Source organism: Kribbella kalugense, assembly GCF_004365875.1.
Lineage (GTDB): Bacteria > Actinomycetota > Actinomycetes > Propionibacteriales > Kribbellaceae > Kribbella > Kribbella kalugense.
In genome coordinates this window covers 905,345-928,468 of the sequence record NZ_SODF01000001.1, presented here as the reverse complement: position 1 = coordinate 928,468, position 23,124 = coordinate 905,345, and the positions used below count along the sequence as shown (strand labels likewise).

General features: G+C 67.9%; 22 protein-coding genes. 10 read left to right on the top strand and 12 right to left on the bottom strand.

Translation table 11 applies throughout. The annotated features are described in order from the left end of the window. The first annotated feature begins 109 nt into the window (after window positions 1-109). Window positions 110-1,075: an endonuclease/exonuclease/phosphatase family protein gene (locus EV650_RS04300; protein WP_134115527.1), complete on the top strand. Its 966-nt coding sequence runs from the start codon at window positions 110-112 to the stop codon at window positions 1,073-1,075. Here the strand turns inward: EV650_RS04300 and EV650_RS04295 are convergent. From EV650_RS04295 to EV650_RS04285, 3 genes are all read right to left on the bottom strand, one after another. Beyond that, window positions 1,042-2,229 (bottom strand): alpha/beta hydrolase, encoded by a 1,188-nt coding sequence (locus EV650_RS04295; protein ID WP_134115525.1) that lies wholly within the window; start codon window positions 2,227-2,229, stop codon window positions 1,042-1,044. The genes EV650_RS04300 and EV650_RS04295 overlap by 34 nt on opposite strands. 88 nt (window positions 2,230-2,317) lie before the next feature. After that, window positions 2,318-3,226, bottom strand: a complete 909-nt coding sequence (locus tag EV650_RS04290; RefSeq protein WP_134115522.1) for a LysR family transcriptional regulator — start codon at window positions 3,224-3,226, stop codon at window positions 2,318-2,320. A 24-nt stretch (window positions 3,227-3,250) separates the two neighbouring features. Beyond that, a complete protein-coding gene (locus EV650_RS04285) occupies window positions 3,251-4,198 on the bottom strand; it encodes a GlxA family transcriptional regulator (RefSeq protein WP_134115519.1) in 948 nt (315 codons plus the stop codon). A gap of 94 nt (window positions 4,199-4,292) precedes the next feature. Between EV650_RS04285 and EV650_RS04280 the strand changes: the two genes are divergently transcribed. The 4 genes from EV650_RS04280 (at window position 4,293) to EV650_RS04265 (ending at window position 8,405) form a co-directional block, all read left to right on the top strand. Beyond that, window positions 4,293-5,198 carry an NAD-dependent epimerase/dehydratase family protein gene (locus EV650_RS04280; protein ID WP_134115517.1) on the top strand — a complete coding sequence of 302 codons (906 nt, stop codon included), beginning with the start codon at window positions 4,293-4,295 and terminating at the stop codon, window positions 5,196-5,198. A gap of 131 nt (window positions 5,199-5,329) precedes the next feature. Beyond that, window positions 5,330-6,181: an alkaline phosphatase family protein gene (locus tag EV650_RS04275; RefSeq protein WP_238174012.1), complete on the top strand. Its 852-nt coding sequence runs from the start codon at window positions 5,330-5,332 to the stop codon at window positions 6,179-6,181. Between the two features lie 5 nt (window positions 6,182-6,186). After that, complete coding sequence (locus EV650_RS04270) at window positions 6,187-7,431, top strand: MFS transporter (protein ID WP_134115514.1); 1,245 nt, start codon at window positions 6,187-6,189, stop codon at window positions 7,429-7,431. Next, window positions 7,428-8,405, top strand: coding sequence for a TolB-like translocation protein (locus EV650_RS04265; RefSeq protein WP_202874390.1), 978 nt, complete (start codon window positions 7,428-7,430; stop codon window positions 8,403-8,405). The genes EV650_RS04270 and EV650_RS04265 overlap by 4 nt, the downstream gene beginning before the upstream one ends. Here the strand turns inward: EV650_RS04265 and EV650_RS04260 are convergent. Continuing rightward, on the bottom strand, window positions 8,402-9,280 hold the full coding sequence (locus EV650_RS04260; RefSeq protein ID WP_134115512.1) for a hypothetical protein: 879 nt from the start codon (window positions 9,278-9,280) through the stop codon (window positions 8,402-8,404). The two genes, EV650_RS04265 and EV650_RS04260, sit on opposite strands and share 4 nt — an antisense overlap. 192 nt (window positions 9,281-9,472) lie before the next feature. On the opposite strand from EV650_RS04260, the gene EV650_RS04255 reads away from it, so the two are divergent. After that, entirely contained in the window at window positions 9,473-9,841 is a 369-nt protein-coding gene (locus EV650_RS04255; protein WP_134115510.1) for a response regulator, read from the top strand. Between the two features lies 1 nt (window position 9,842). Here EV650_RS04255 and EV650_RS04250 read toward each other — a convergent pair whose 3' ends face one another. From EV650_RS04250 to EV650_RS04235, 4 genes are all read right to left on the bottom strand, one after another. Next, window positions 9,843-10,535, bottom strand: a complete 693-nt coding sequence (locus tag EV650_RS04250; protein ID WP_134115507.1) for a response regulator — start codon at window positions 10,533-10,535, stop codon at window positions 9,843-9,845. Window positions 10,536-10,599: 64 nt separating this feature from the next. Next, window positions 10,600-11,139, bottom strand: a complete 540-nt coding sequence (locus tag EV650_RS04245; RefSeq protein ID WP_134115505.1) for a sigma-70 family RNA polymerase sigma factor — start codon at window positions 11,137-11,139, stop codon at window positions 10,600-10,602. Between the two features lie 98 nt (window positions 11,140-11,237). Then, on the bottom strand, window positions 11,238-12,722 hold the full coding sequence (locus tag EV650_RS04240; RefSeq protein ID WP_202874389.1) for a GAF domain-containing sensor histidine kinase: 1,485 nt from the start codon (window positions 12,720-12,722) through the stop codon (window positions 11,238-11,240). A 44-nt stretch (window positions 12,723-12,766) separates the two neighbouring features. Further along, a complete protein-coding gene (locus EV650_RS04235; protein ID WP_134115502.1) occupies window positions 12,767-13,150 on the bottom strand; it encodes a hypothetical protein in 384 nt (127 codons plus the stop codon). 162 nt (window positions 13,151-13,312) lie between these two features. Here EV650_RS04235 and EV650_RS04230 point away from each other — a divergent pair, with 162 nt between their 5' ends. Beyond that, a complete protein-coding gene (locus EV650_RS04230) occupies window positions 13,313-14,194 on the top strand; it encodes an NAD(P)-dependent oxidoreductase (protein ID WP_134115500.1) in 882 nt (293 codons plus the stop codon). Here the strand turns inward: EV650_RS04230 and EV650_RS04225 are convergent. From EV650_RS04225 to EV650_RS04215, 3 genes are read right to left on the bottom strand one after another with little or no spacing between them, the layout of a single operon-like run. Then, entirely contained in the window at window positions 14,181-15,173 is a 993-nt protein-coding gene (locus EV650_RS04225) for an aminoglycoside phosphotransferase family protein (protein WP_134115498.1), read from the bottom strand. The genes EV650_RS04230 and EV650_RS04225 overlap by 14 nt on opposite strands. Then, on the bottom strand, window positions 15,170-16,372 hold the full coding sequence (locus tag EV650_RS04220) for a flavin-containing monooxygenase (protein WP_238174258.1): 1,203 nt from the start codon (window positions 16,370-16,372) through the stop codon (window positions 15,170-15,172). Before EV650_RS04220 ends, EV650_RS04225 begins: the two co-directional genes overlap by 4 nt. 34 nt (window positions 16,373-16,406) lie before the next feature. After that, window positions 16,407-16,958 (bottom strand): OsmC family protein, encoded by a 552-nt coding sequence (locus EV650_RS04215; RefSeq protein WP_134115496.1) that lies wholly within the window; start codon window positions 16,956-16,958, stop codon window positions 16,407-16,409. Window positions 16,959-17,031: 73 nt separating this feature from the next. Between EV650_RS04215 and metX the strand changes: the two genes are divergently transcribed. From metX to EV650_RS04200, 3 genes are read left to right on the top strand one after another with little or no spacing between them, the layout of a single operon-like run. Further along, on the top strand, window positions 17,032-18,228 hold the full coding sequence (gene metX, locus EV650_RS04210) for a homoserine O-acetyltransferase MetX (RefSeq protein ID WP_134115493.1): 1,197 nt from the start codon (window positions 17,032-17,034) through the stop codon (window positions 18,226-18,228). A gap of 10 nt (window positions 18,229-18,238) precedes the next feature. After that, complete coding sequence (locus EV650_RS04205; RefSeq protein ID WP_134115490.1) at window positions 18,239-19,561, top strand: O-acetylhomoserine aminocarboxypropyltransferase/cysteine synthase family protein; 1,323 nt, start codon at window positions 18,239-18,241, stop codon at window positions 19,559-19,561. After that, on the top strand, window positions 19,558-20,040 hold the full coding sequence (locus EV650_RS04200; RefSeq protein ID WP_134115488.1) for a CoA-binding protein: 483 nt from the start codon (window positions 19,558-19,560) through the stop codon (window positions 20,038-20,040). The genes EV650_RS04205 and EV650_RS04200 overlap by 4 nt, the downstream gene beginning before the upstream one ends. 6 nt (window positions 20,041-20,046) lie before the next feature. Here EV650_RS04200 and EV650_RS04195 read toward each other — a convergent pair whose 3' ends face one another. Next, a complete protein-coding gene (locus tag EV650_RS04195) occupies window positions 20,047-23,052 on the bottom strand; it encodes an AfsR/SARP family transcriptional regulator (RefSeq protein ID WP_166678016.1) in 3,006 nt (1,001 codons plus the stop codon). Between the last annotated feature and the right edge of the window lie 72 nt (window positions 23,053-23,124).

The window sequence follows — 23,124 nt, the reverse complement described above, 5'->3', positions numbered from 1 at the left end:
CAAAGGTTGCAAACCCAGCCACACCTTCGCATACTGCGAATTAGGGGTTGGGGGCCGCGATGGTTGATCGCGAAGTTTTGTCGTGCGTTGTCATTGCCGGGGAGTGCCGATGACGACCAGTCTGGCACCGCCTGGGCCTATTCCTGTGGGCGTTGCTGGTGATCTTGAGCGGATCAAGGGTGCGTTGAAGTTGTCGACTCCTGAGAAGACTGTTGACAACTTGCTGATCGGGACCTGGAACATTCGTGCGTTCGGTGGTTTGGCTCCGCGGTGGGACTCGGTTGAGGGAGACAGTCCGCGACGCGATTGGCATGCGCTGGCGTGTATCGCTGCGGTGATCGAGCGGTTCGATGTGACTGCCGTTCAGGAGACGCGTCGCGACACGTCAGCCCTGTTTGCTGTGCTGTCGTTGCTCGGTCCGCAGTACCGCGTCATCGCATCGGATGTCACCGAAGGCGATCCGGGTGGCGACGAACGGCTCGCCTACATCTACGACAGTCAACGGATCCAGCCATCCGGCCTCGTCGGCGAGCTCGTCGTACCGGCCGATGCCGACGGACCGGTGACGCAGTTCGCCCGTACGCCGTATGCCGCCGGATTCGTCCGTGGCGACACCGACTTCATCCTGACCACCGTGCACGTCATCTGGGGCGACGGTCCGGCCGACAGGATCGACGAGATGACCGCCTTTGCCAAATGGATGCGTGGCTGGGCCGACCGGCCGAAGGACTGGAACCACAACCTTCTTGTCCTCGGTGACTTCAACCTCGACCGACTCGGCAACCCGTTGTTCCAAGCGTTCGTGTCGACCGGACTGTGGCCGCCGTCCGAGCTCGACGTCCTCCCCCGCACGATCTTCGACAATCCCCACACTCACCACTTCTACGACCAGATCGCCTGGTTCAGCGACCCGACCAAACCAGGCCTGCCGTCTCTCCTCGACGGCCTGACCTACACCCACCGAGCCGGCAACTTCGACTTCGTCCCACACATCCTCACCGACCTCGACAAGACCCGCCTCTCCTGGCGCATCTCCGACCACTACCCCCTCTGGCTCGAGTTCGCTGTCTCCTGAGGCAGGAAGCCGTCGAGGGCCTGCGCGACCAGGTCCGGGCTCTCCAGCGTCTGCATGTGGGGAACGCCGGGCAGCTCCTGGAACACCGCTCCCTTGATGCGGTCGGCGATGCCGCCCATGATCGCCGGAGTGGTCGACAGGTCCAGCTCGCCGGACAGCACCAGCACCGGAGCGGGGAAACCCTCCAACCGGCCTTGCACGTCGAGGTCCTTGAACGCCCGCCAGGCGGCCGCCCAGTCGGTCGGGTTGCCGCGCAGGACCCGCTCCCGGGCGTAGCGCACACCCCAGGCGTTCACGGCCAGGGCCGGCGGTGTGAACCAGCGCGTCAGCGACGGGACCACCTGAGCAGGCATGCCGTCGACCTCGCCGGAGCGAGCCCGGTCCTCGAAAGCGGCGAAGGCAAAGTCGGTCGTGGCGAGCAGCGCGAGCGAGGCGAAGCGCTCAGGGTGGGCAACCGCAGCTGTCTGCGCGATGCCGCCGCCATAGGACAGTCCAACGACATGGGCCTGATCCAGGCCCATGGCATCCAGTACGCCGATCAGGTCGCGGGCAGTGTCGTCCATGGTGAAGGGGTTAGGAGACCCGGCGGCCGAGCCGTGACCGCGCACGTCGTACGCGAACACCCGGCGACCCGCGGCCGCCAGTTGCTCCATGACCGGCTCCCACATGCGCCAGTCCAGCCCGAGCGCGTGCACCAGGACCACTGCGGGCCCTTCCTCGCCCCGTTGTGCCACCGTCGTCCGGTGGTCGGCGAGTGCGACATCGTGCAGGCGGGCCGGGCGAGCGATCCCTTGCGACGTGAGCACCTCGTCGATGACTGACAACGCGTTGAGGGCGCGGGGGAATCCGGCGTAGGCCGAGACGTGTTCGGCGAGCGCGAGGAGCTCGGGCTGCGTGACGCCGTGGCGGAGTGCCGCTTTGACGTGGCTGGCCAGCTGCTGCTCGGCGCCGCCCAGGGCCGAGAGCATCGCTACCGTCGCGACCTCGCGGTCGGCGCGACTCAGCTCCCCGTGAGCCAGCGGGCCTGCGAACGGCCCTTCCAGCATCGTCCGGTACAGCTCCGGGGAACGAAGGCGCACCTCGGCCAGCGCCTCTTCGGCCGGGGCGCCCATCAGGGCGGTGAACTCCCGGGTGCCACGCTCGTACGCGTTCATGATGACGGGTCCTCCAGGTCGGATCGGCTGCTGTGACCACTGTCCGCTAGGAGTTCGTCAGTCGTCCAAGACCTGATCCGACTCACGGTCAGACGTCAGGGTTATCACCGGGCAGAAACTCCGCGCCGGCGAGCATCAGGTCCAGGAACGCCGAGAGCGCCGGCACTGGACGTCGTACCGCCGACCATGCGAGCGCCGGCGTCCACACCAGCTCTGGCTCCAGGACGGCGACCCCGACCGGCGGTCCCGGAGCCACAGCCACGGAGCGGGGTACGACGGCCGCTGCCAGCCCGACACTCGCCAGAGCCCGTGCCGTGGTGTACTCGCGGCTTTCGAAGCGGAGATGCGGCACGGCACCGGCCTCGGCCAGAGCGCCTGTGATGATCGCGGCGATCGCTGACTGCGGCGGATACGCGATCAGGTCCTGCCCGTCGAGATCACCGACCGGCACCCGGTCCCGACCGCCCAGCGTCGTGTCCGGCCCGGCGATCAGCACCAGCGGCTCGCTGCCCAACGGCTGCCACTCGATTCGCCGCTCTGCCCGCTGAGGAGGGGCAGCCAGGGTCGCGGCATCGATCCTGCCGCCGAGAAGGTCGGCCATCATCTCCTCGGTGTTCTGCTCCCGCAACTCCACTTCGACCTGCGGATAGGTACGGCAGTAGACCACCAGGGTCTTGGCCAGCTGAGGCATCAGTCCCCGGGCGGCACCCAACCGGATCCGGCCCCGTACCCCGCTGGTCCAGCCGAGCATCTCCTCCTCGACGGCGACGATGTCCGCCAGGATCCGTTCGGCATGCTCCAGCAACGCGGCACCAGCCGGCGTCAGACTCACCTGGTGGTTGTTGCGTTCGAACAGCGTGAGCCCCAACTGCCGCTCCAGTTTGCGGATCTGCTGGGACAGCGCGGGCTGGGCAATGCGCTGAGCCTGGGCCGCCCGAGTGAAATGCAACTCCCGCGCGACTGCCTGGAAATACTCGAGCTGGCGCGATGTGATCACAGCCGCATCGTCTCACCGGGCCGCTCAGGAGGGTGTGTGAGTGAAGGTGTTGCGGTACGCCGTTGGGGAGAGGCCGATCTTTTTGGTGAAGTGTTGGCGGAGGGACTCGGCTGAGTTGAGGCCGCTGAGGTGGGCGACTCGTTCCACGGGCAGGGTGGTGGTTTCGAGGAGTTCTCGGGCTCGGTCGACGCGTTGCTGGAGGAGCCATTGCAGGGGGCTCTGGGCGGTCTCGGCTCGGAAGCGGCGGGTGAGGTTGCGGACGCTGGTGTGGGCGTGGGCGGCCAAGGTTGTCAGGGTCAGCTCGTCGCCGAGCCGCTCCAACGCCCAGGCCCGGGTCTCGGCGAGGCCGGTGCCGTTGTCCGGCTGCGCGGGCGACTCGATGAACTGCCGTTGCCCGCCGTGCCGCACCGGCGCGACAACAGCGAGCCGAGCCGCGTGGTTGGCGACAGTCGCACCGTGGTCGCGGCGGACCAGGTACAGGCACAGGTCGAGGCCGGCCGCGACGCCCGCCGAGGTGAACACGTCGCCGTCGTCTGTGTACAGCACGCCGGCGCGAACCTCGACCCGCGGGAATCGCCGGGTGAACTCCTCGCTGTACGGCCAATAGGTCGTCGCGAGCCGCCCGTCCAGCACACCGGCCGATGCGAGCGCGAAGGCGCCGGTGCAGATCGACGCGACCCGCCGCCCGGCGTCGGCAGCCTGGCGTAGCGCGTCGAGCACCTCGGGGTCGAAGTCGTCGCGCCGCCCCGATCCCGTGACGATCACCGTGTCGGCGCCGCGAAGAGCGTCGAGCCCGTGATCGACGACCATCCGAACGCTGCCGGTCGTCGCCACCACACCCGGCTCGGCAGTGCAGACAACCACGTCGTACGCCGGGGTGCCGTCGACCTCCACGGCGGAGAAGACCATCTCCGGGATGGCGAGGTCGAAGGCGGTCACGGGAGGTACGGCGATGACGGCAACGCGGTGCATGTCCAGATCCTTGGGCATCATGGCATTCAGGCCACTACTGTACGACGCCGGCGCGCCCGACGATGGAGTCCAGTCCACGCAAGAGGAGCACTCCATGCCTTTGAAGGTCGTCGTCGGAGCCGGAGCCACCGGCATCCCCACCGCGCTGCTGCTGGCCGAGGCCGGTCACCAGGTCCGGCTGGTCAGCCGTCGGGGAACGGGACCCGACCACCCGGGCGTACAAGCGGTCAGCGCCGATGCCACTGACGCCGTCGCGCTCGCCGAGATCGCCCGCGGCGCACAGACCCTGTACAACTGCGCGATGCCGCCGTACGACCGTTGGCCAGAGCTGTGGCCTCCGCTGGCCGGCTCGCTGCTGGCAGCCGCTGAGCAGACCGGCGCCGACTACGTGATGGTCGGCAACGCGTACGGCTACGGCCCGGTCGACGGGCCGATCACCGAGGACCTGCCACTGGTAGCGACCACCGCCAAGGGACGGGTACGCGCCCGCATGTGGGAGGACGTCAAGGCGGCGAACGACGCCGGCCGGGTACGCGCCACCGAGGTGCGCGCGCACGACTTCCTCGGCCCCGGCGCGGTCTCGTACTACTCCCTCACGGTGCAGCCGGCGGTGTTCGCCGGGCAGGACGCGACGTTCTTCCCGGCCGACCTGGACGCTCCCCACTCGTGGACGTACACGGTCGACGCTGCCCGCACAGCCGTCGCGGCCGGCGAGAACGACGCGTCCTGGGGCCGTGCCTGGCACGTGCCGAGCACGGCCGACCTCTCGCTCCGCCGCCTCACCGAGATCCTCGCCGAGGCCGCCGGTACGAAGCCTTCCCTGGCCGCGATGACGCATGAACAGCTCGCGGCCCTCGCGGCGGCCGACCCGGTCGTCGCGGAGATCACGGAGATGCTCTACATGATCGAACGGCCGGCCGTGCTGGACAGCGCGGAGACCCGCAGGCTGCTCGGAGTGGCTCCCACGCCGTTGGCAGAAGTGGTATCTAGCCTCACTTAAGGTTGCCGTCAAGTGACGGTCTGTTCATCTTTCTCACATCTGCCGGCAGTGGTGATGTCGAGCGCTGACTCCGACGATGGGTGACGGCCCTGGCGCAAGCCAGGGCCGTGGCCGCCCCAAGAGGAGACATCGTGATCCGGAAACGCGTTGCGGGAATGGTGGTTGCGGCGGCGGTTGTCGCCGCGTCGGTGGTGGCGATCGCCGGTAGATCGCCCAGTGCGCAAGCGGCGTCGGCTGTGCCCGCGTTCGATCACATCGTCGTAGTGATGTTCGAGAATCACGCCTACTCACAGATCAACGGCAGCTCGAGCGCGCCGACGTTCAACAGCCTCGCCGGCCAGGGCGCGAAGTTCACCCAGGCGTACGGCGTCACGCACCCGAGCCAGCCCAACTACGCGGCGATCTTCTCCGGCTCGACGCAGGGCCTGACCAGCGACAGCTGCCCGCACACCTTCAGCGGCAACAACCTCGGCAACCAGCTGATCTCGGCCGGCAAAACCTTCAAGGGGTATTCCGAAAGCATGCCGTCGGCCGCCTACACGGGTTGCTCGAGCGGCCAGTACCAGCGCAAGCACAACAGCTGGGTCAACTTCAGCAACGTGCCGACGGCAAGCAATCTCCGGTACAGCGACTTCCCGAGCTCGGCGAACTACGCCAGCCTGCCGACCGTCTCGTTCGTGACGCCGAACATGTGCAGCGACATGCACGACTGCTCGGTCGGCAACGGTGACACCTGGCTGAAGAACAACCTGACGGCGTACGCGACCTGGGCCACGACGCACAACAGTCTGCTCGTGATCACCTTCGACGAGGACAACGGCGGCTCCTCGAACCACATCTTCACCGCGTTCCTCGGCGCGCACACCCAGGTCGGCACCTTCTCCAACCAGATCAACCACTACAACGTGCTCAGCACCATCGAGAGCTCGTACGGCCTGGCCCACCTGAACTCGGCCGCCGAGATCACCAACGTCTGGAACTGACGCTGGTGTACCTGTCCACGATCGACCGCCCGAAGACGGCGCGCGGACGCGCCCTGTTCCTTGTCAGCGGCAACGTCTTCGCGCTCGGCGCCGTCAGCCTGGTCACCGACATCTCGTCGGAGATGGTGACCGCGATCCTGCCGGTGTACCTGATGATCGGTCTGCACCTCAGCCCTGCGCTGTACGGCGTGGTCGACGGCACGTACACCGGCGCGACCGCGTTCCTGCGGCTGATCGGCGGGTACATCGCGGACCGGTCCCGGCGCCGCAAAGCCGTTGCAGGCTTCGGGTACGGCCTGTCGGCGGTGGCGAAACTCGGTCTGCTGGCCGCGGGCAGCTCCGTCGGTGCGATCGGCGCGGTGATCGCGATCGACCGCACCGGCAAGGGCCTCCGCACGGCTCCGCGCGACACGCTGATCACCCTGTCCACCCCACCACAGTTGTACGGCCGTGCCTTCGGCGTACACCGGATGATGGACACGATCGGCGCGTTCGCCGGGCCGTTGGTCGCGGTCGGGATCTTGGCTGCGACCGCGCAGGCGTACGACGCGGTGTTCGTCGCCAGCTTCTGCATCGCCGCGTTCGGCGTTCTGTTGCTGGTGCTCTTCGTCCGCGACCACCGTGACAAGCAACCGCCGAAGAACACCGTCGCTCCCTCGGCGCTCCGTGAGCTCCTGCGCAGGGGACCGGTACGACGCCTGGTCCTGGCCGCGTGTGTCGCCGGAATGGTGACCATCGGCGACGGCTTCGTCTACCTGCTCCTGCAGCGACGAGAAGACCTGAGCATCGGTTGGTTCCCATTGCTTGCCGTAGGCACCAACCTGTCGTATCTACTGCTGGCAACGCCTCTCGGTATTCTGGCGGACAAGATCGGCCGACTCAAAGTGGTCCTCGGCGGCTACACCGCACTCGTTCTGGTTTACCTGCTGCTGTTCGGACCGTTCGGCGGCTGGCCGTTGCTGGTCGTCGTACTAGGTCTCTACGGCCTCTTCTACGCATCGACGGACGGCGTACTGATGGCGTTGGCCGGCCCGCTGCTTCCTGAAGGCTTCCGTACGACGGGGATCGCGCTGATCCAGACCGGACAAGCGGTGTCCTATCTCGGATCGTCGATCCTGTTCGGACTCGCCTGGACGATCTGGGGTCCGGCCAGCGCCAGCCGCATCGCCGCCGGACTGGTCGTCGCAGCCGTCTTCGTCGTCGCCCTACTGCTCCGCGGGATCTCGCCGAGGACGGAGCAGCCAGCGTGACCCGGCGAGTGCTGATCGCGGTCCTTGGAGCATTGCTCCTGGCCGCGGTCGGGGTCACCTACAGCGTGTTCACAACCACCCACGACCGTACGCCGGTTGCCGCAGCCGACGGACTCAGCCTGACCGGTCCGCGCATCATGTTCCGCAGTACTGCGCCAGGTAGCAAAGGGCGTCTCGCCATGGTCGCGAAGAACGATCCGGGCGGACCGCGTTCGGTGTCGGCGTTGAACTGCTTGCGGGTGTACGCCGCTGGTGGCACCGGCACGTGTCTACGGCAGGACGGCGCACTGACGACGTTCCAGATCGCGATCCTGGACAAGAATCTTCAAGTGCAGAAGGCGATTCCGCTCGTCGGCGTACCGAATCGCACCCGGGTCTCGGCCGACGGACGAATGGCGGCGTGGACCGTCTTCGTCGCGGGCGACTCGTACAACAACGGCCGGTTCTCGACGCGTTCCGGACTGATCGACCTGAAGACGCTGGACATGGTCGATTCGCTGGAGTTCCTGTCGGTGACGTTGGACGGTCACCCCTACAAGGCCGCCGACCTGAACTTCTGGGGTATCACGTTCACCGCCGACGACAACCACTTCTACGCCACTATGTCCACCGCCGGCCACCGCTACCTGGTCGAGGGCGACATCGCGGCGAGGACCGTGCGTACCATCACCGTTAACGTGGAATGTCCGTCCCTCTCCCCCGACGGCCGCCGGATCGCCTTCAAGTCGGCGATCGACGGCAACCCGGCCAAGGGCTGGCGACTGACGGTCCTCGACCTGGCCACCGGCGCCAGGACGCCACTGGCCGAGACCCGCACCGTCGACGACCAGCCGGCCTGGCTCGACTCCGACACCATCGGCTACGCCATCCCCCACGGCCCGGCCGACTCCGACATCTGGAGCGTCCCAGCCAACGGCTCGGGCCACCCCGCCCTGCTCATCCCCCAGGCCGAATCCCCCGCCGCACTGAACTAGTGCGGGCGGACAACCGCGAAGATGCGGTGGAAGCCGATCACGTCGATCTTGCCCTGCACGAAGTCCTGCTCGGAGATGTGGCCGACCGTCGCGTACCCGGGCTCGTAGTAGATCAGATCGCCGCCGGCGCGGCCGATCAGCAGGATGTAGTGCCGCGGGATCCAGTCTCCGATCAGCACCGGCACCGGCTGACCGTTGCCGGCCGCCTCGGCCGCATCCGACAGCGTCGACCCATCGGCCGGCCGGGCCTGATAGCGGGTTCCGAGCGCAGCGGCGTACCGGTTCAGCTCGTTGCTCATGCCGAGCGGTGTCGAGCCGAGGCTCTGCGGCCAGAAGCGGTTGGTCTCGGCGTGAATGCGGTGTTCCTCGGCGGTCAACCGCGCCTGGAACTGTTCCGCGCCGGCGTCGGCCCGGTCGGTGGTGTCGCCGGTGGTGAGGTACAGCGAGTAGAACGGGTCCGAGATCGCGCGGGCCATCAGGATCGTCATCGGCCCGCAGCTCGTGTCGTCGGGCTGTTGCACCGGTGAAGACCGGTACGCCACCCAGCCGGACCCATCCGGATCGAGCAGATCGAGGTGCGTCTGCAGCCACCGAGGCCGCTTGCCGCTGATCAGGCGTGCGAACGAGGCGACTTCGGCGGCGCTGTGCCCGGCGGCCACCACCTCGACGACGTACGGCCGCTCGTCGCGACCGGCCGCCGCCAGCGTCGCCTGCACCCGGTCACGGTCGGCGGTCGACATCGCATCCAGCCGCTCCTCTGCACGTGTAGCCGGTGATGCCGCCGAAACCTGATCCTGGTGCACGACGATGGGCGGCGATTGCGGACTGATCCCGTATCCCGCCAGCGAGACCAGCATTGCCGTTGCCCTCAGCACCGATCCTTTCACCACGACCTGTACCTCTCCACGACTCCGGGGTTCTGCCACTTCCCACGGTGCCGACGGAACGACCGGATTTCGTCACAGCGAGCGCCCATTCGGCGTACCGGCCAGCCGGAAGATCGCGAGCCCGCATGCTTCCAGCTAGCCGGATTGTCCGACGGTCAGGCGGTTCGGCATGCTGGAGCCATGGAGTTGCGCTGCTTGATCGTGGATGACAGCCCTCATTTCCTGGCGGCTGCTCGCGGTCTGCTGGAGCGCGAGGGCATGCGGGTCGTTGCCGTGGCCTCGAACGGGGACGACGCGGTGCGCCTCGTCGTGGAGCTCGGGCCGGATGTCACGCTGGTCGACATCGACCTCGGCCAGGAGAGCGGCTTCGACGTCGTACGCCGGTTGACCAGCGAGACCGGCCTCGCGCCGGCCACTGTGATCGTGGTCTCCACCCACGCCGAAGAGGACTACGCGGATCGCATCTCGGCAAGCCGGGTCGCCGGCTTCCTGCCCAAGACCAGGCTGTCGGTCCCGGCGATCCGGGATGTGCTCGGGCTCACGGCCTGAGTCAGCGAGCCTCGAGGTAGGTCACCACCGCGAGCACGCGGCGGTGGTCGTCGTCGGTCGCCGACAGGCTCAACTTCGCCATGATGTGCCGGACGTGCTTCTCCACGGTGCCTTCGGTCACCCACAGCCGCCGCGCGATGCCGGCGTTCGACCGGCCCTCTGCCATCAGCGCGAGCACCTCCTGCTCCCGGTCGCTGAGTCCGGCCAGCGGGTCGTTCCGGCGGCGCGTCCTGACCAGCTCCTGCACCAGCGCGGGGTCGATCACCGAACCGCCCCGGACGATCCGCTCCAACGTCTGGATGAACTCGTCCACATCGGTGATCCGCGTCTTCAGCAGGTACCCGATCCGCTCACCGCTCCCCAGCAGCTCCATCGCGTGCTCGACCTCGGTGTGGGCCGACAGCACCAGAATGGCGATCCCCGGGAACTCCAGGCGGATCTGCCGGGCGGCGTCCAGGCCCTCGGTGGTGTTGGTCGGAGGCATCCGGATGTCCACCACGACCAGATCGGGCTGCTCGTCGCGCACCAGCGGAAGGATCCACGCGCTGTCGCCGGTCTGCCCGGCCACCTCGAACCCCGCCTGCTGCAGCAGCCTGGCGAGCCCCTCACGCAGCAGTACGTCGTCCTCGGCCAGCACCACGCGCGTCCGAGCGGCATCATCGCCGCTCTGCTGTGGTGACGGCCCAGTCGCCATGGCACAGAGTATCTCCGATGTCGCCATCACGGGCCATGAGTCCAGCTCGCACGCGACGAGACATTCACGACGCGCGCTCCAGGTCCGCGCGGAGGGCTCGGCGGCCGCGGTGGATGCGGGACATGACGGTTCCGCGGGGAATGCCGACGATGTCGGCGATCTCCTGGTAGCTGAACCCGTCGACGTCGAACAGCAGTACCACTCGCCGGTAACGCTCCGGCAGCGACGCCAGCGCTGTTTGCAGTCCGCGGTCCGGGATCGCGTCGAGCACGGTGGTTTCGGCGGAGGCCGCGACGCTGTGCAGGACGCGGACACTGCTCTCGTACCAGTCGTGGGAGACGGTGATCGGCTCGTTCTGGCGCTTGCGATAGCTGGTGATGAAGACGTTGCGCAGGATCCGGAACAGCCACCCGCGCAGGTTGGTTCCGGGCTCGAATCCCGCGAAGCCTCGATAAGCCCGCAGGTACGTCTCCTGGACCAGATCCTCCGCATCGGCCGGATTTCCGGTCAGTCGCAGGGCACCGACGTACACGCGTTGACGAAGCGGGACCGCCTCGACTTCGAAGCGCTCCTTGAGCTCCTGGGGACTACGCAGTGATCGCACCCTTGGAGCATCGCGCGGCGCGGGTGGTGCTGTCGTCGCGGTGAGCACCCAACCGATGAGCACGGTGGTGGGAATCCTGAGTTCCCGCTAGCAGGAACTCAGCTGCCGATCGGGAGCTCGCAGGTAGCTGTCGTACCGGCGCCTCGTGGGCTGTCGACTGCGAAGGAACCACCGAGGGCGTCGAGGCGGTCCTTGAGGCCCACCAGCCCCGAGCCTAGCGCCGGATCGGCGCCACCGACGCCATCGTCTCGCACGACCAGCAGAAGCTGGCCATCCGAGACCTCCGCGCGCACCTGCACAATCGTCGCCTGCGCGTGCTTGGCCGCGTTGGCGAGCATCTCGGAGACGACGTAGTACGCCGCCACCTCGACCGCCTCAGGAAGCCTGCCCTCGATCCGGGCCTCGAGCTCCACTTCGACCACCGACCTTCGGGCCAGCGCCCGGAGCGCCGGACGCAGTCCCGATTCCGACAGGATCGCCGGGTGGATCCCGCGGGAGATCTCCCGGAGCTCGTCGATCACCTCGACGAGCTCGGTGGCGATCTGTTCGATCTCGGCACGGATGTCGTCCGGTCCGGTGAAGCCGGTCGCCGCCGACCGGAGACCGAGAGCCAGCGAGACCAGTCGCTGCTGGGCGCCGTCGTGCAGGTTCCGCTCGATCCGGCGGCGGGCGTCGTCCGATGCCGTCACCAACCGTGCTCTCGAGGTCATCACCTCGGCGCGACTCTGCGCGTTCGCCACCGCCATCGCGACCAGGTTGGTGAAGTCCGTCAACCGATCCTCGGCGCCGGCCGGCAGCGGTCCGTGCCCGGACCCGAGGGCGATCATCCCCCACACCCGACCGTCGACGTGGACCGGCATCGCCACGGCGGCGCGCAGACCTTCGCGCAGGTACGGTTCGCCGCCCGGGATTACGGCGTAGTCGTCGACCCGAGCGGCCTGTCCGGTGCGCAGTATCGTCTCGGTCAGGCCGGTCGGCGGATAGCCCTGCCACGGCTCACCGATCCGGACATGCGGTCCGGTCGTCCCCTCGCTCGCGACCAACGTCGCCGTACCGTCGCGCTCGAAGCGGATCATCCGGGCCGTGTCGCCGCCGAAGTGCCGCAGCACTTCCTCCGTCACCGCGCTGAACACCACCGCGGGCGGTTCGCCGGCCGCGACCAGCAGGGCCAGCCGTCGCAAGGAAGCCTGCGTGTCGGCCATGTCGCCCCGGGCCTTCTCGGCTTCGACCGACCGGCGCCCCGCCTCGGTCGTCACCGCGCCGATGATCACCGACATCACCAGGAACAGCACCAGCAGCAGGACGGTGGCCGCGTCCAGCGCCCGCAGCGGAGGCAGGATGTACCAGTCGAACGCCAGGATCACGACGACGCCGATCGGCAGGGCGTACAGGATCCCGGTGAGCCGAACGATGCCGAAGACAACGATCAGCAGGACGACACCGACGATCACCACGTGCACGTGACCTCGAGCCTCCGTACACACGACAGCGGCCAGGACGAACGCAACGACACCCGCGGCCAGCGCGCCCACACACTGCAGCAGCAACGACCCGCGGAGCCGGACCCATCCGAGGCTCACCACCCGACGAGCGTCCCACTGCCGTCCCGACCGCACAACGGCCCGTCTCAGGGCAGGTTGTCCGGCGCGAGGAGGACGACGGAGCGGGGAAGTGCCAGGCCGGCACAGGTCAGCTCATGCAGTAGCCGAACCAGTTGTTGCCTGCTGTAACCGCCTACCGGCCGGTCCGGATGCGGTACGTCGATCGCCTGCGCCGCCTGTACCGCGCGGTCGCCGATCCGCTTCTCCATCCACCGCAGTCGCCCATCAGGCACAGCCCGGTTCGGCGATCGCAGCAGTTCGTCGTGGTCCCAGAGCAACTGCCGAAGCGCCGCCGCGATCTCCTCGATCGGCGGGCCTATTGGCTGCGGCGCCGCGCTGGGCCGCCGCCTCCGCGCCCACCGCCATACGGCCAGTGCGGCGAGCAGGCGCCGAAGATGTTCACGCTTCATAGCCTCAGTTTCCGGTGCCGAGTGGGGATCGATCGCCCCGGCCAGCGTCAAACCGATGTTCCGGCTAGCGGGGGGATACGAGGACGGCTGGCGGTGACGATTCGCGCGATCCGGCCGGCGATCCTGGAGACAGTGCGAAGTCGACGGGAGTGAGTAGAGACGATGACGAGTACGGCGAGGCGTCCGGTTGTTGGCTTTGTCGGCCTGGGCCATATGGGTGGCGCGATGGCGGGACGGCTGCTCGGAGCTGGGTACGAGGTGTACGGAACGAGCCGGACCCGCGAACGGGCTGAACCGCTCGTCGCGGACGGTCTGCGCTGGATCGACGACGCAGGGTCGCTGGCGAAGACGTCCGAGGTGGTCGTCACCTCGATTCCCGACGACTCTGCCCTGGAACTCGTTGCCGACAGCATCATTCCCGAGCTGGCCGACGGTCAGGTTTGGATCGACATGAGCACCGTCAGCCCGCGGGTCAGCCGCGAGGTCGCGGACCGGGTGCTCGCGACCGGAGCCCGGCTGCTGGACGCGCCGGTGTCCGGAAGCGTCCCTCAGGTGCGGGCCGGCACACTCACGATCATGGTCGGCGGGGACGAGCAGGCCTACCACCAGGTCGAACCGGTACTCGGTGAGCTCGGCAGGCCGACGTACATCGGCGGCAACGGTCAGGGGCTCGCGCTGAAGCTCGGGATCAACATCAGCCTCGCGGTGCAGGTCCTCGCGATGGCCGAAGGGCTGCTGCTGGCCGAGCGGTCCGGGGTCGACCGCGAGCTCGCCCTCCGGGTGATGACCGCCAGCCCGATCGGCTCACCGATGCTGCAGGCCCGCGAACCGCTGCTGCTCAACCTTCCCGACGAGGCCTGGTTCGACATCCGGCTGATGCAGAAGGACCTCGTTCTCGCCCTCGAGGCCGGCCGCACCCTGGAGGTCCTGTTGCCAACAGCAACCAGCGCCGACGAGATCCTGACACTGGCCCGAGCCCTCGGCTACGAGCGCCGAGACATCGCCGGCGTCTTCGAAGTCCTGGACCGCCTCACCCGCCACTGATCGGCGGGCGGTCGGTCAGGGTTGAGCGGGCGTCGAGGGTCTCGATTGCGGTGAGTGAGACGCGGTACCAGCGGACGCTGTGCTGGAACACCGACTGGAAGAGGTTGCTGATGAGTGAGAAGCGGAAGTCCCACTCGCACAGTTCCCAGCTGTAGTCCTCGGCTGCGAGTGCTTCCCAGTAACGGCGCAGGAGCGCTCGGTCGCGGGTCGGTCGATCGTCGGATGGGACCACAGACAGGGCGTAGGCCAGGTCGTGCGGGCCGAGGCCGGGCTTGAGTTCGGACCAGTCGATGACCTTGGGCCTCGGGTCGGCTTCCTTGAAGAACACGTTGCCGAGGAAGTGGAAGTCACCGTGGATCAGGGTGAGTGCGCGGCCTTCGCGGACTCTTGCTTGGAACTGGTTCTCCCAGCCGTCGACGATCTCCTCGAGGATCGAGCGTTCCGCGTCCACGAGTTCCGTGGCGGCGTCGAAGAATCGTGCGGCCTCGGCGCGGACGGCGGCCGCATTCCGGCTGATCACCTCCGGCGGCCAGGCTTGCGCCGTACTGGTGACCGATTGCTCGAGCTCGGCGGCCGGGACGTCGTTCCAGAACTCACGATGCAGAGCCGCGAGTACGTCGATTGCGCCGTGCAACTGATTGTCGGAAACGTCCGGACCCGGGGCGTGATAGCCGCCTGCGTTCAGGTCCTCGGTCAGCAGGAGGACCGACTCACCGTCGTCTGTTGCACCGAGCAACCGCGGTGCCGGGTGGTCCCAACGCGGCGCAAGCTGCTCGTAGAAGGCGATTTCCCGCCGCGCAGCTGCCGCCCCGGCACCGGTCGCGTGCTTTGCGATGACCGTGGTTTCAGAGCCGTCCAGCCGCACCCGCACGACCTCAGCATCCGAGGCAGCGAACGTGTCCAGCAGTTGTACGTCGCTCAGCCGCGAGCCGAGCGCAGCGCCGATGGCGTCTGGGGAGAACGGGGTCACCCGCCTCATTCCACCATGCCGTCAAGATGGTGTGCGAGGTGGTTGGTGACGTCTCGGGCGTCGTCTTCGATGCCGTGAATGAAGGTGGATTTGCGGCGTCTCAGCACGGGCAGGCCGAGGGCGTACATTCCTGGGCTGTCGACCACGCCGCCGTCATGGCGCAGGCGGCCTTTCGGATCGAGGACCGGTACGTCGAGCCACCCGTAGTCGGGCCGGAAGCCGGTCGCCCAGATGATCGTCCGAATCTCGCCCCTGCGCAGATCGAGCTGCAGTCGTGCCGACGCAGGCACCTGGGTCGGCGCGAAGCGTTCGGGCGCATCGGCCTCGTCGTCGGCCCACTCGTCGAAGGTGGTCAACAGTCGCGCCAACTTCAGGTCAGCCAGCGCGAACACGTTGCGCAACCCGCCCGAGAACAACGCGGTGCCGTCGCGGATAGCGGCCAGCCGACCCACCGGCTCGACACCCATCGCGGTGAGCACGTTGAGGTCGAGCGTCGTGCGCTCCGGCGTCCCCACGAGCTGCGGCGACGGCAGTCGGCGGGCCCGGTCGAGGTCGTCAACCTCGTCGTACCGCTGGTCCCAGATGCCGGAGGCAACCATCCACCACAGTACGTCGCGACCGCGGTAGGTCCGCGGCATCCGTGCCTGCTCCCCCACCGAGATCGTCACCGGCCGGCCCGAGCGTCGCAGTTCGGCTGCGAGCTGAACCCCGGTCGCCGAGGCGCCGACGACGAGTACGCCGCCATCGGCAAGCTGAGCGGGATCGCGATAGGAGAACGGCGTCAGCTGCTCGACCGACTCCGGCACTGCGGCAGCCAGCTCCGGCACGGTCGGCCGGTTACACGCACCGCTAGCGATTACTAGCGCACGACACCGGATCTCGCCGTTGCTCGTCATGACCTGGTAGCCGTCGTCAATGCGGCGTACCCGAGTCACTTCAGTGCCAGTCCGGACGGGCGCGCGCGACACCTTGGCGAAGCGCTCGATGAACTCGGTCACCTCGGCCATCGTCATGTAGCCGTCCGGCTCCGGGCCGTCGTAGTGATGACCCGGGAGCCGGCTCAGCCAGTTGGGCGTGAGCAGCCGCAGCGACGGCCAGCGTTCGCGTCGCCAGGAGTTCGCCACCTCGCCGCGCTCGAGCACGACATGGTCCAGGGACCGCTCGGTGAGGAAGTGACTGGCGGCGAGACCGGCGTGGCCGGCGCCGATGACGACGACCGCGGTGCGCTCGATGGCCGGAACCTCAGGCGACTTCGACGGTCACGTTGGTCGGGTTGGTGAGCGCGTCGAACACCGCGGAACGCTTCTGGGACTGGGCCACCAGCGCCTCGATGTCCTCCTTGGACGCGTCGGCGTCGATCGTGAACGTCACCTTGACGTCGTTGAAGCCGTTGCGAACGTCGCTGTCGGCACCGAGGATGCCGCGGATGTCGTGGTTGCCCTCGACCGTCGACTCGACCGAACGCAGCTGGATGCCGCGGTTCTGCGCGACCGACGCGACGCCCGCCGTCAGGCAGCTCGCCAGGCCGACCAGCAGGTACTCGATCGGGGTGATGCCGTTGTCCTCGGCCGCGAAGACCGCGGGGTGATCGGCGTCGAAGACCGATTCGGACTTGTGCGTCTGTTCTTCGCCGAGACCGAAGAAGTTCTGGATCGTGGTCGTGCTGTGCACGCCCTTCTGCCACTTCGACGACGCCCGCCAGACGAACTGGGCGGCTTCCGGCGCGCCCTTCAGGACCTCCCGCGCGTCCAGCAGTGCCTGCACGTTGACCCCGTTGACAACCGTCGTACTCATGTCCGTTCGCCCCTTCGTTCGGATTGTTTGGTTAGTCTATAGAGATAGTTAAGAAGCCAGCTAGGATGACCACATGGCGGAGCCAGACCCGAAACTCGCGGCCGGTTCCGTCGGAACGGTGGAGACCCGGTACGCCGAGCTGCCCGAGCCGGTGGCACTCGATTGCGGGCGGAGACTGCACCCGATCCGCGTGGCCTACGAGACGTACGGCGAGCTCTCGCCGCAGCGCGACAACGTCATCCTGGTCTGCCACGCACTGAGCGGCGACGCGCATGCGGCGGGGTTCGCGAAGTCCCCGCCGGAGGCCGGCACCCGCGACGGGTTCGGGGCCGCGGACCGCGACGGCACCGCCGGCGCCGGGCTCGGCTGGTGGGACGGGATGATCGGTCCGGGCAAGGCGTTCGACACCGACCGGTACTTCGTCGTGTCGACCAACCTCCTGGGCGGCTGCCGCGGGACCACCGGGCCTTCGTCGATCGATCCGGCGACCGGTGCGCCGTACGGCCCGGACTTCCCGGTGATCACCGTCGCGGACATGGTGCGGACCGAGCGCGCGTTCCTGCAGACCCTCGGCATCGAGCGGCTGGCGGCAGTCGCCGGTGGCTCGCTCGGCGGGATGCAGGCGCTTGAGTGGGCGGTGCAGTTCCCCGACCAGGTCGACTCCATCGTGGTGATCGCCAGCACGCACGCCCTCCAGCCACAGGGCGTGGCCTGGAACGCGATCGCGCGCAACGCGATCACCGGTGACCCCGACTGGCAGGGCGGCAGGTACTACGGCACCGGCCGCGCACCCGACGCCGGGATGGGAGTGGCCCGGATGGTCGGGCACATCACCTACCTGTCTGCGCCGGCGCTGGCCGACAAGTTCGACCGACGCCTGCAGTCCGCCGACGACATTCGGTACACGCTCACCGAGCCTGAGTTCGAGGTCGAGAGCTACTTGCGCCACCAGGCGGACTCGTTCGTGAAGCGTTTCGACGCGAACACTTATCTTTATGCCTCGCGCGCCCTGACGTACTTCGATCTCGCCCGACAGTACGGCGAGGGGTCGCTCGTACGAGCGTTGCAGGGCGTCACGGCGCGGACATTGCTGATCGCTTTCAGCTCCGACTGGCTGTACCCGCCGGCTGGGTCGGAAGAGATCGAGCAGGTACTGCGGGCGCTCGGTAAGCCGGTCGAGTTCGAGGTGATCGAAGCGCCGTACGGACACGACTGCTTCCTGCTCGAGGAAGCGCGGCAAACGCCCGTCATCCGCCGGTTCCTGGCGTAGAAAGGACTTCATGAATCCCGAAGAAGACCGCGCGTTCGGATTCGAGACGCGGCAGTTGCACGCCGGACAACGCCCCGACCCGAATACGGGCGCGCGGGCGGTGCCGATCTTCCAGACCACCAGTTATGTGTTCGAGGATCCGGAGTCGGCCGCGGCGTACTTCAACCTGCAGGAGTACGGGAACACGTACTCGCGGATCATGAACCCGACCGTGGCCGTCTTTGAGGAGCGGGTGGCCAACCTGGAGGGCGGCAGCGGCGCGGTCGCGTTCGCGAGCGGGATAGCGGCACAGGCGGCCGCTCTGTTCACGCTGCTCGAGCCGGGCGACCACGTCGTCTCGTCCACAGCGTTGTACGGCGGGACCGTGAATCAGCTCAAGCACCTGCTGCGGAAGCTGAGCGTCGAGCTGACCTGGGTCGACCCGGACGATCCGGACGCGTGGCGGGAAGCGGTCCGCCCGAACACGAAGGCGTTCTTCGGCGAGACGATCGGTAACCCCGCCGGCAACGTGCTCGACATCGAGACTGTGGCCGCGATCGCGCACGAGAACGGGTTGCCGCTGATCGTGGACAACACCTTCGCGACGCCGTACCTATGCCGGCCGATCGAGTGGGGCGCGGACATCGTCGTTCATTCCGCGACCAAGTTCATCGGCGGCCATGGGACGAGCATCGGTGGGGTCGTGGTCGAGGCGGGTACGTTCGACTGGTCCAACGGTCGGTTCCCGGTGGTGGCCGATCCGTCTCCGGCGTACCACGGGCTGCGGTTCCACGAGACGTTCGGCACGTACGGGTACCTCATGAAGCTGCGGGCCGAGACGCTGCGCGATCTCGGGGCGGCTCTGTCGCCGTTCAACGCCTTCCTGTTCCTGCAGGGTCTGGAGACGCTGTCGCTGCGGATGGACCGCCATGTCGAGAACGCTCAGAAGGTCGCCGCGTTCCTCGAGTCGCACGAGTTGGCGTCGAACGTGACTTATCCCGGCCTGCCCGGCAGCAAATACGCTGATGCGGTGGCCAAGTACCTACCGGGTGGGGCGGGTGCCGTGTTCTCGTTCGACTGTGTGGGCGGCCGGGCCGGCGGGCAGGGCCTGATCGGCGGGCTGACGTTGTGGTCACATCTGGCGAACGTCGGCGATGCCAAGAGTCTCGTCATCCATCCCGCGAGTACGACGCACCGTCAACTGAGCGACGACGAATTGCGCGCGGCCGGCGTCGGTCCGGGGACCGTGCGGCTGTCGGTCGGCACGGAGTCCGTCGACGATCTGATCTGGGACTTGGAGAACGGCCTGGCCAGGGTCGCCGCGGCTGCCAACGGAAAGGCGGTCACGGCATGATCGATCTCGCGCAGTACCAGGATGCCCTGGCGATCCAGCGGGTGCTACACAGCGCCAAGACGATCGCGATCGTGGGTCTGTCCAACAACGAGCTCCGGGCGAGCTACTTCGTCGGCTACTACCTCAAACGACACGGCTACACCGTCATCCCGGTGAACCCTCGCGAATCAGAGATCCTCGGTGAAAAGTCGTACCCAAGCCTCCTCGACATCCCCGTACCCGTGGACCTGGTCAACGTCTTCCGCGCCCCGGACGCACTACCGGACATCGCCCGCGACACGGTCGCCATCCACGCCGGCGCCCTGTGGTGCCAGTTCGGCGTAATCAACGAAGAAGGCGCCCACATCGCCACCGACGGCGGCGTCACCGTCATCATGGACCGCTGCCTCAAGGTCGAGCACGCCCGCTACATCGGCCGCATGCACTGGCTAGGCTTCAACACCCACCGCATAACCTCCGTCCGCACCGGCCTCCAGTAACTGCACCTAGCCGGTTGCCTGGCGGGCTCCGGCGCGGCGTAGGTGGATCGTGGCTGAGATGGCTAGGGCCTCGTCTTCCAGCAACTGGTAGCCGCAGCGGGCGGCGAGGTTGGTGGCGCGTTCGGCGTGGTGCCTGGCTTGGTCGAGGTCGTCGAGCCCGAGGTTTGCGGTCGCCAGCCCGAGCAGGGCCTGGATCTGGGTCCGAGGCACGGTGGTCTGCTCGGCGAGTTCGCGAGCGCGGGTGTTGTGCCGGAGTGCCTCGTGCGGGTCCCTCGCAGCTGAGGCCAGGAGGTTGAGGGCGAGCGCCTCGGTCCGCGGATCGCCGCCGTCGCGTGCCAGCGTCAACGCTGCCTGAGCGCGCTCGTACGCGTCCGTTGTCCGACCTTGGTCCCGGGCCACCTCGCCAAGTCCGATGTGGACAATTGCCTGACCGTCGCGATCACCGATCTCGGTGCAGCGCTGCAGAGCCTCGGTGAACCGCCAAATCGCGTCGTCAGTCCGGCCCACTTCCCGGTATGCCTGCGCGAGACCTGTCAGGGCGAGAGCCTGCCCGTGCCGGCTGCCCGAGCGGCGATTCAACTCGAGCGCTTCGCCGAAGCAATCGGCGGCAGCGTTCACATTCCCCTGATCCAGGTAGACGGCGGCCAGGTTGCCGAGGTTGTTGGCCAGGCCCGCGGTCCGGCCGATGCGGCGATCGAGCGCTATCGCCGTAGTGAGCCGGCCCACCGCCGCCTTCAAACGCCCCTGCGCCTGGTACACGATGCCCAGGTTCCCGAGCGCTGTCGCCTCGGCCTCCTGCCAGCCGCACAGCCGCGTCAGTCGCAGCGCCTCGTCATAGTGCTGCAGGGCGCTCGGCGAATCTCCCATGCAGCGGTACGCCGTCCCGAGACTGTGCCGCGCTGCGGCCTGGGCGCGAATGTCGCCAAGTGCTGTCGCCGTGTTCAGCGCGGACTCGCCGACGACGAGCCAGTCCGACGAGTGCCGCCGAAGGTGGAAGTAGCCCCGCAACGCATCCGCAAGCAGACAGGCAGTCTCGGGTACGGCGGCTTGCCGTACGGCGGCCACGAGGTTCGCGCGTTCCGAGTCGAGCCAGGTCAGCGCGGCCGCGTGGTCCGCGAACATGGGAGCAGTCGCGGTCTGGGACAGTCGGAGCATGTGCGGGTACAGCAGGTCGGCTGCAGCAACCACAGCCTCGACGTACCAGTCGTAAAGACGCCGGCTGGCTGCGGCGCGGTCCTCATCCGAGTCCTCGGCGGCCGAACGGTCGGCCGCATAGGCGCGCAGCAGATCGTGCCAGGCGTAGTGGCCAGATCTCGGCTGGTCAAGCAGGTGTGCCGAGGCCAGGCGGCCAACCAGTACACGTGCATCCGCGGCGTTGATATCGCTCACGGCCGCAGCTGCCGAGACGCTGAGATCGAGGCCGGGGACCAGGCTGAGAAGCCGGAAAAGGCGGCGGGCCGGGAAGGTCAAGGCCTGGTACGACGCATCGAAGGCAGCTGCCACTCCTTGCTGCGGATCGCCGTCGATGGTGAGCGTGCCCAGACTGTCGCCACGCAACTCGGCCAGGTAGTCGGCGATCCGTCGATGCGGTTGCCAGGACAGGTTCGCGGCCGCGATGCGCAAGGCTAGCGGGAGGTACGCACAAGCCCGGGCAAGCTCGGCTGCGGCGTCTGGCTCAGCGATCACCCTGGCGTCGCCGAGCACGCTGGTCAGCAACTCATGCGCCTCCGCCTCGGTGAGCGCGCTCAGAGGTACGGGCAGCGCTCCTTCGTGAGCGGCTAGTCCACTCAGCCGATCCCGGCTGGTGATCAGAACCAGACTCCCCGGCTCGCCTGGCAGCAGTGGGCGGATCTGGTCCGCGGTGCGAGCGTTGTCCAGCAGAATCAGCATCCGGCGCCCGGTCATCAACGTGCGGTAGAGGGCAGCGGCCTGGTCGACTTGTACGGGGATCTGGTCGCCCGATACCCCGAGCGCTGCCAGGAACCCGGTCAATGCGTCGATAGGCCGCACGACCGGTCCGGCATCGTAACCGCGCAGGTCCGCGAAGAGCTGGCCATCGGGAAACCGGTCGCGGACCCGGTACGCCCATTGCAGGGCCAGGGTGGTTTTGCCGACTCCCGCCGTACCAGCGATGGTGCCGATCGCCAGACCGCCGCGCTCCGAGGCAAGCAGGGTGTCCAGTCGATCGAGGTCGGCCTGCCGGCCGGTGAAGGTGGCGCCCGGAGCGGGTAGCTGGGCAGGGACCGGCGGTCCTGAAAGCTCCACGGATTCTGGCAGCTGTAGCAGGGCGGGGTCCTGACGAAGGATGGCGGTCGCCAACTCGCGGAGGTCCGGGCTGGGCTGGATGCCCAATTCTTCGGCCAGGGTCGTGCGCAGTCGCTGGTACGCGTCCAGGGCGTCGGCCTGACGGCCGGCTCGATACAGCGCGAGAATCAGCTGTCCGTGCATCTGCTCGTCGAAGGGGTTGTCACGCAGATGCTGTTCGAGCTCGGGCATCAGCTGCGCGTGCTCCCCCAGCGCGAAACGCGTCTCCAGCAAGGCGTGCCCGGCGCGAGCATGCAGGTCTTCGAGTCGTTCGGCCTGCTCCTCGAGCCAGGGCAACCCGGCGACGTCCGCCAGCGCCGGGCCACGCCACAGGTCGACGACGGCGCGCAGATCCCGGGCACGATCGGTGAGCTGCGAGGTGCGGACGGCCCGGTCGAAGAGTTGCTGGGCGACCTCTACGTCGGTCTCGGCGCCGTCCGCGTCGAGAATGTAGCCAGGGCGGCGGTATTGGATGACTCCCTTGTCGCCCAGCAGGTCGCGTAGATAGGACACGTGACTCTGCAGGGTGTTCGCGGCCGTCGAGGGCGGGTCGTCGTTCCAGACGATGCCCACGAGCCGGTCTTTGTCGACCACCGCACCTCGCTGCAAGGCCAAGGCCGCCAACAGCGCGCGCCGCCGCAGTCCTGGCACCGGCAGAACCGCACCGTCCAGTACGACGTCGATAGTCCCGAGCAGACGAATCCGCATCGCTGCCCCCTCCCCCGAGTTCAGACTAACGGACCCCGCTCGTGCACGCAGCGAATTCCCGACCCGCGGTTC

What these genes read in the sequence shown, in the direction of transcription:
- EV650_RS04235 (WP_134115502.1), bottom strand. Translation starts at nt 13,150, where the DNA reads ATGAAGCGTGAACATCTTCGGCGCCTGCTCGCCGCACTGGCCGTATGG.
- EV650_RS04225 (WP_134115498.1), bottom strand. Translation starts at nt 15,173, where the DNA reads ATGAGGCGGGTGACCCCGTTCTCCCCAGACGCCATCGGCGCTGCGCTC.
- EV650_RS04300 (WP_134115527.1), top strand. Translation starts at nt 110, where the DNA reads ATGACGACCAGTCTGGCACCGCCTGGGCCTATTCCTGTGGGCGTTGCT.
- EV650_RS04285 (WP_134115519.1), bottom strand. Translation starts at nt 4,198, where the DNA reads ATGCACCGCGTTGCCGTCATCGCCGTACCTCCCGTGACCGCCTTCGAC.
- EV650_RS04195 (WP_166678016.1), bottom strand. Translation starts at nt 23,052, where the DNA reads ATGCGGATTCGTCTGCTCGGGACTATCGACGTCGTACTGGACGGTGCG.
- EV650_RS04200 (WP_134115488.1), top strand. Translation starts at nt 19,558, where the DNA reads ATGATCGATCTCGCGCAGTACCAGGATGCCCTGGCGATCCAGCGGGTG.
- EV650_RS04215 (WP_134115496.1), bottom strand. Translation starts at nt 16,958, where the DNA reads ATGAGTACGACGGTTGTCAACGGGGTCAACGTGCAGGCACTGCTGGAC.
- EV650_RS04205 (WP_134115490.1), top strand. Translation starts at nt 18,239, where the DNA reads ATGAATCCCGAAGAAGACCGCGCGTTCGGATTCGAGACGCGGCAGTTG.
- EV650_RS04250 (WP_134115507.1), bottom strand. Translation starts at nt 10,535, where the DNA reads ATGGCGACTGGGCCGTCACCACAGCAGAGCGGCGATGATGCCGCTCGG.
- metX (WP_134115493.1), top strand. Translation starts at nt 17,032, where the DNA reads ATGGCGGAGCCAGACCCGAAACTCGCGGCCGGTTCCGTCGGAACGGTG.
- EV650_RS04295 (WP_134115525.1), bottom strand. Translation starts at nt 2,229, where the DNA reads ATGAACGCGTACGAGCGTGGCACCCGGGAGTTCACCGCCCTGATGGGC.
- EV650_RS04280 (WP_134115517.1), top strand. Translation starts at nt 4,293, where the DNA reads ATGCCTTTGAAGGTCGTCGTCGGAGCCGGAGCCACCGGCATCCCCACC.
- EV650_RS04230 (WP_134115500.1), top strand. Translation starts at nt 13,313, where the DNA reads ATGACGAGTACGGCGAGGCGTCCGGTTGTTGGCTTTGTCGGCCTGGGC.
- EV650_RS04255 (WP_134115510.1), top strand. Translation starts at nt 9,473, where the DNA reads ATGGAGTTGCGCTGCTTGATCGTGGATGACAGCCCTCATTTCCTGGCG.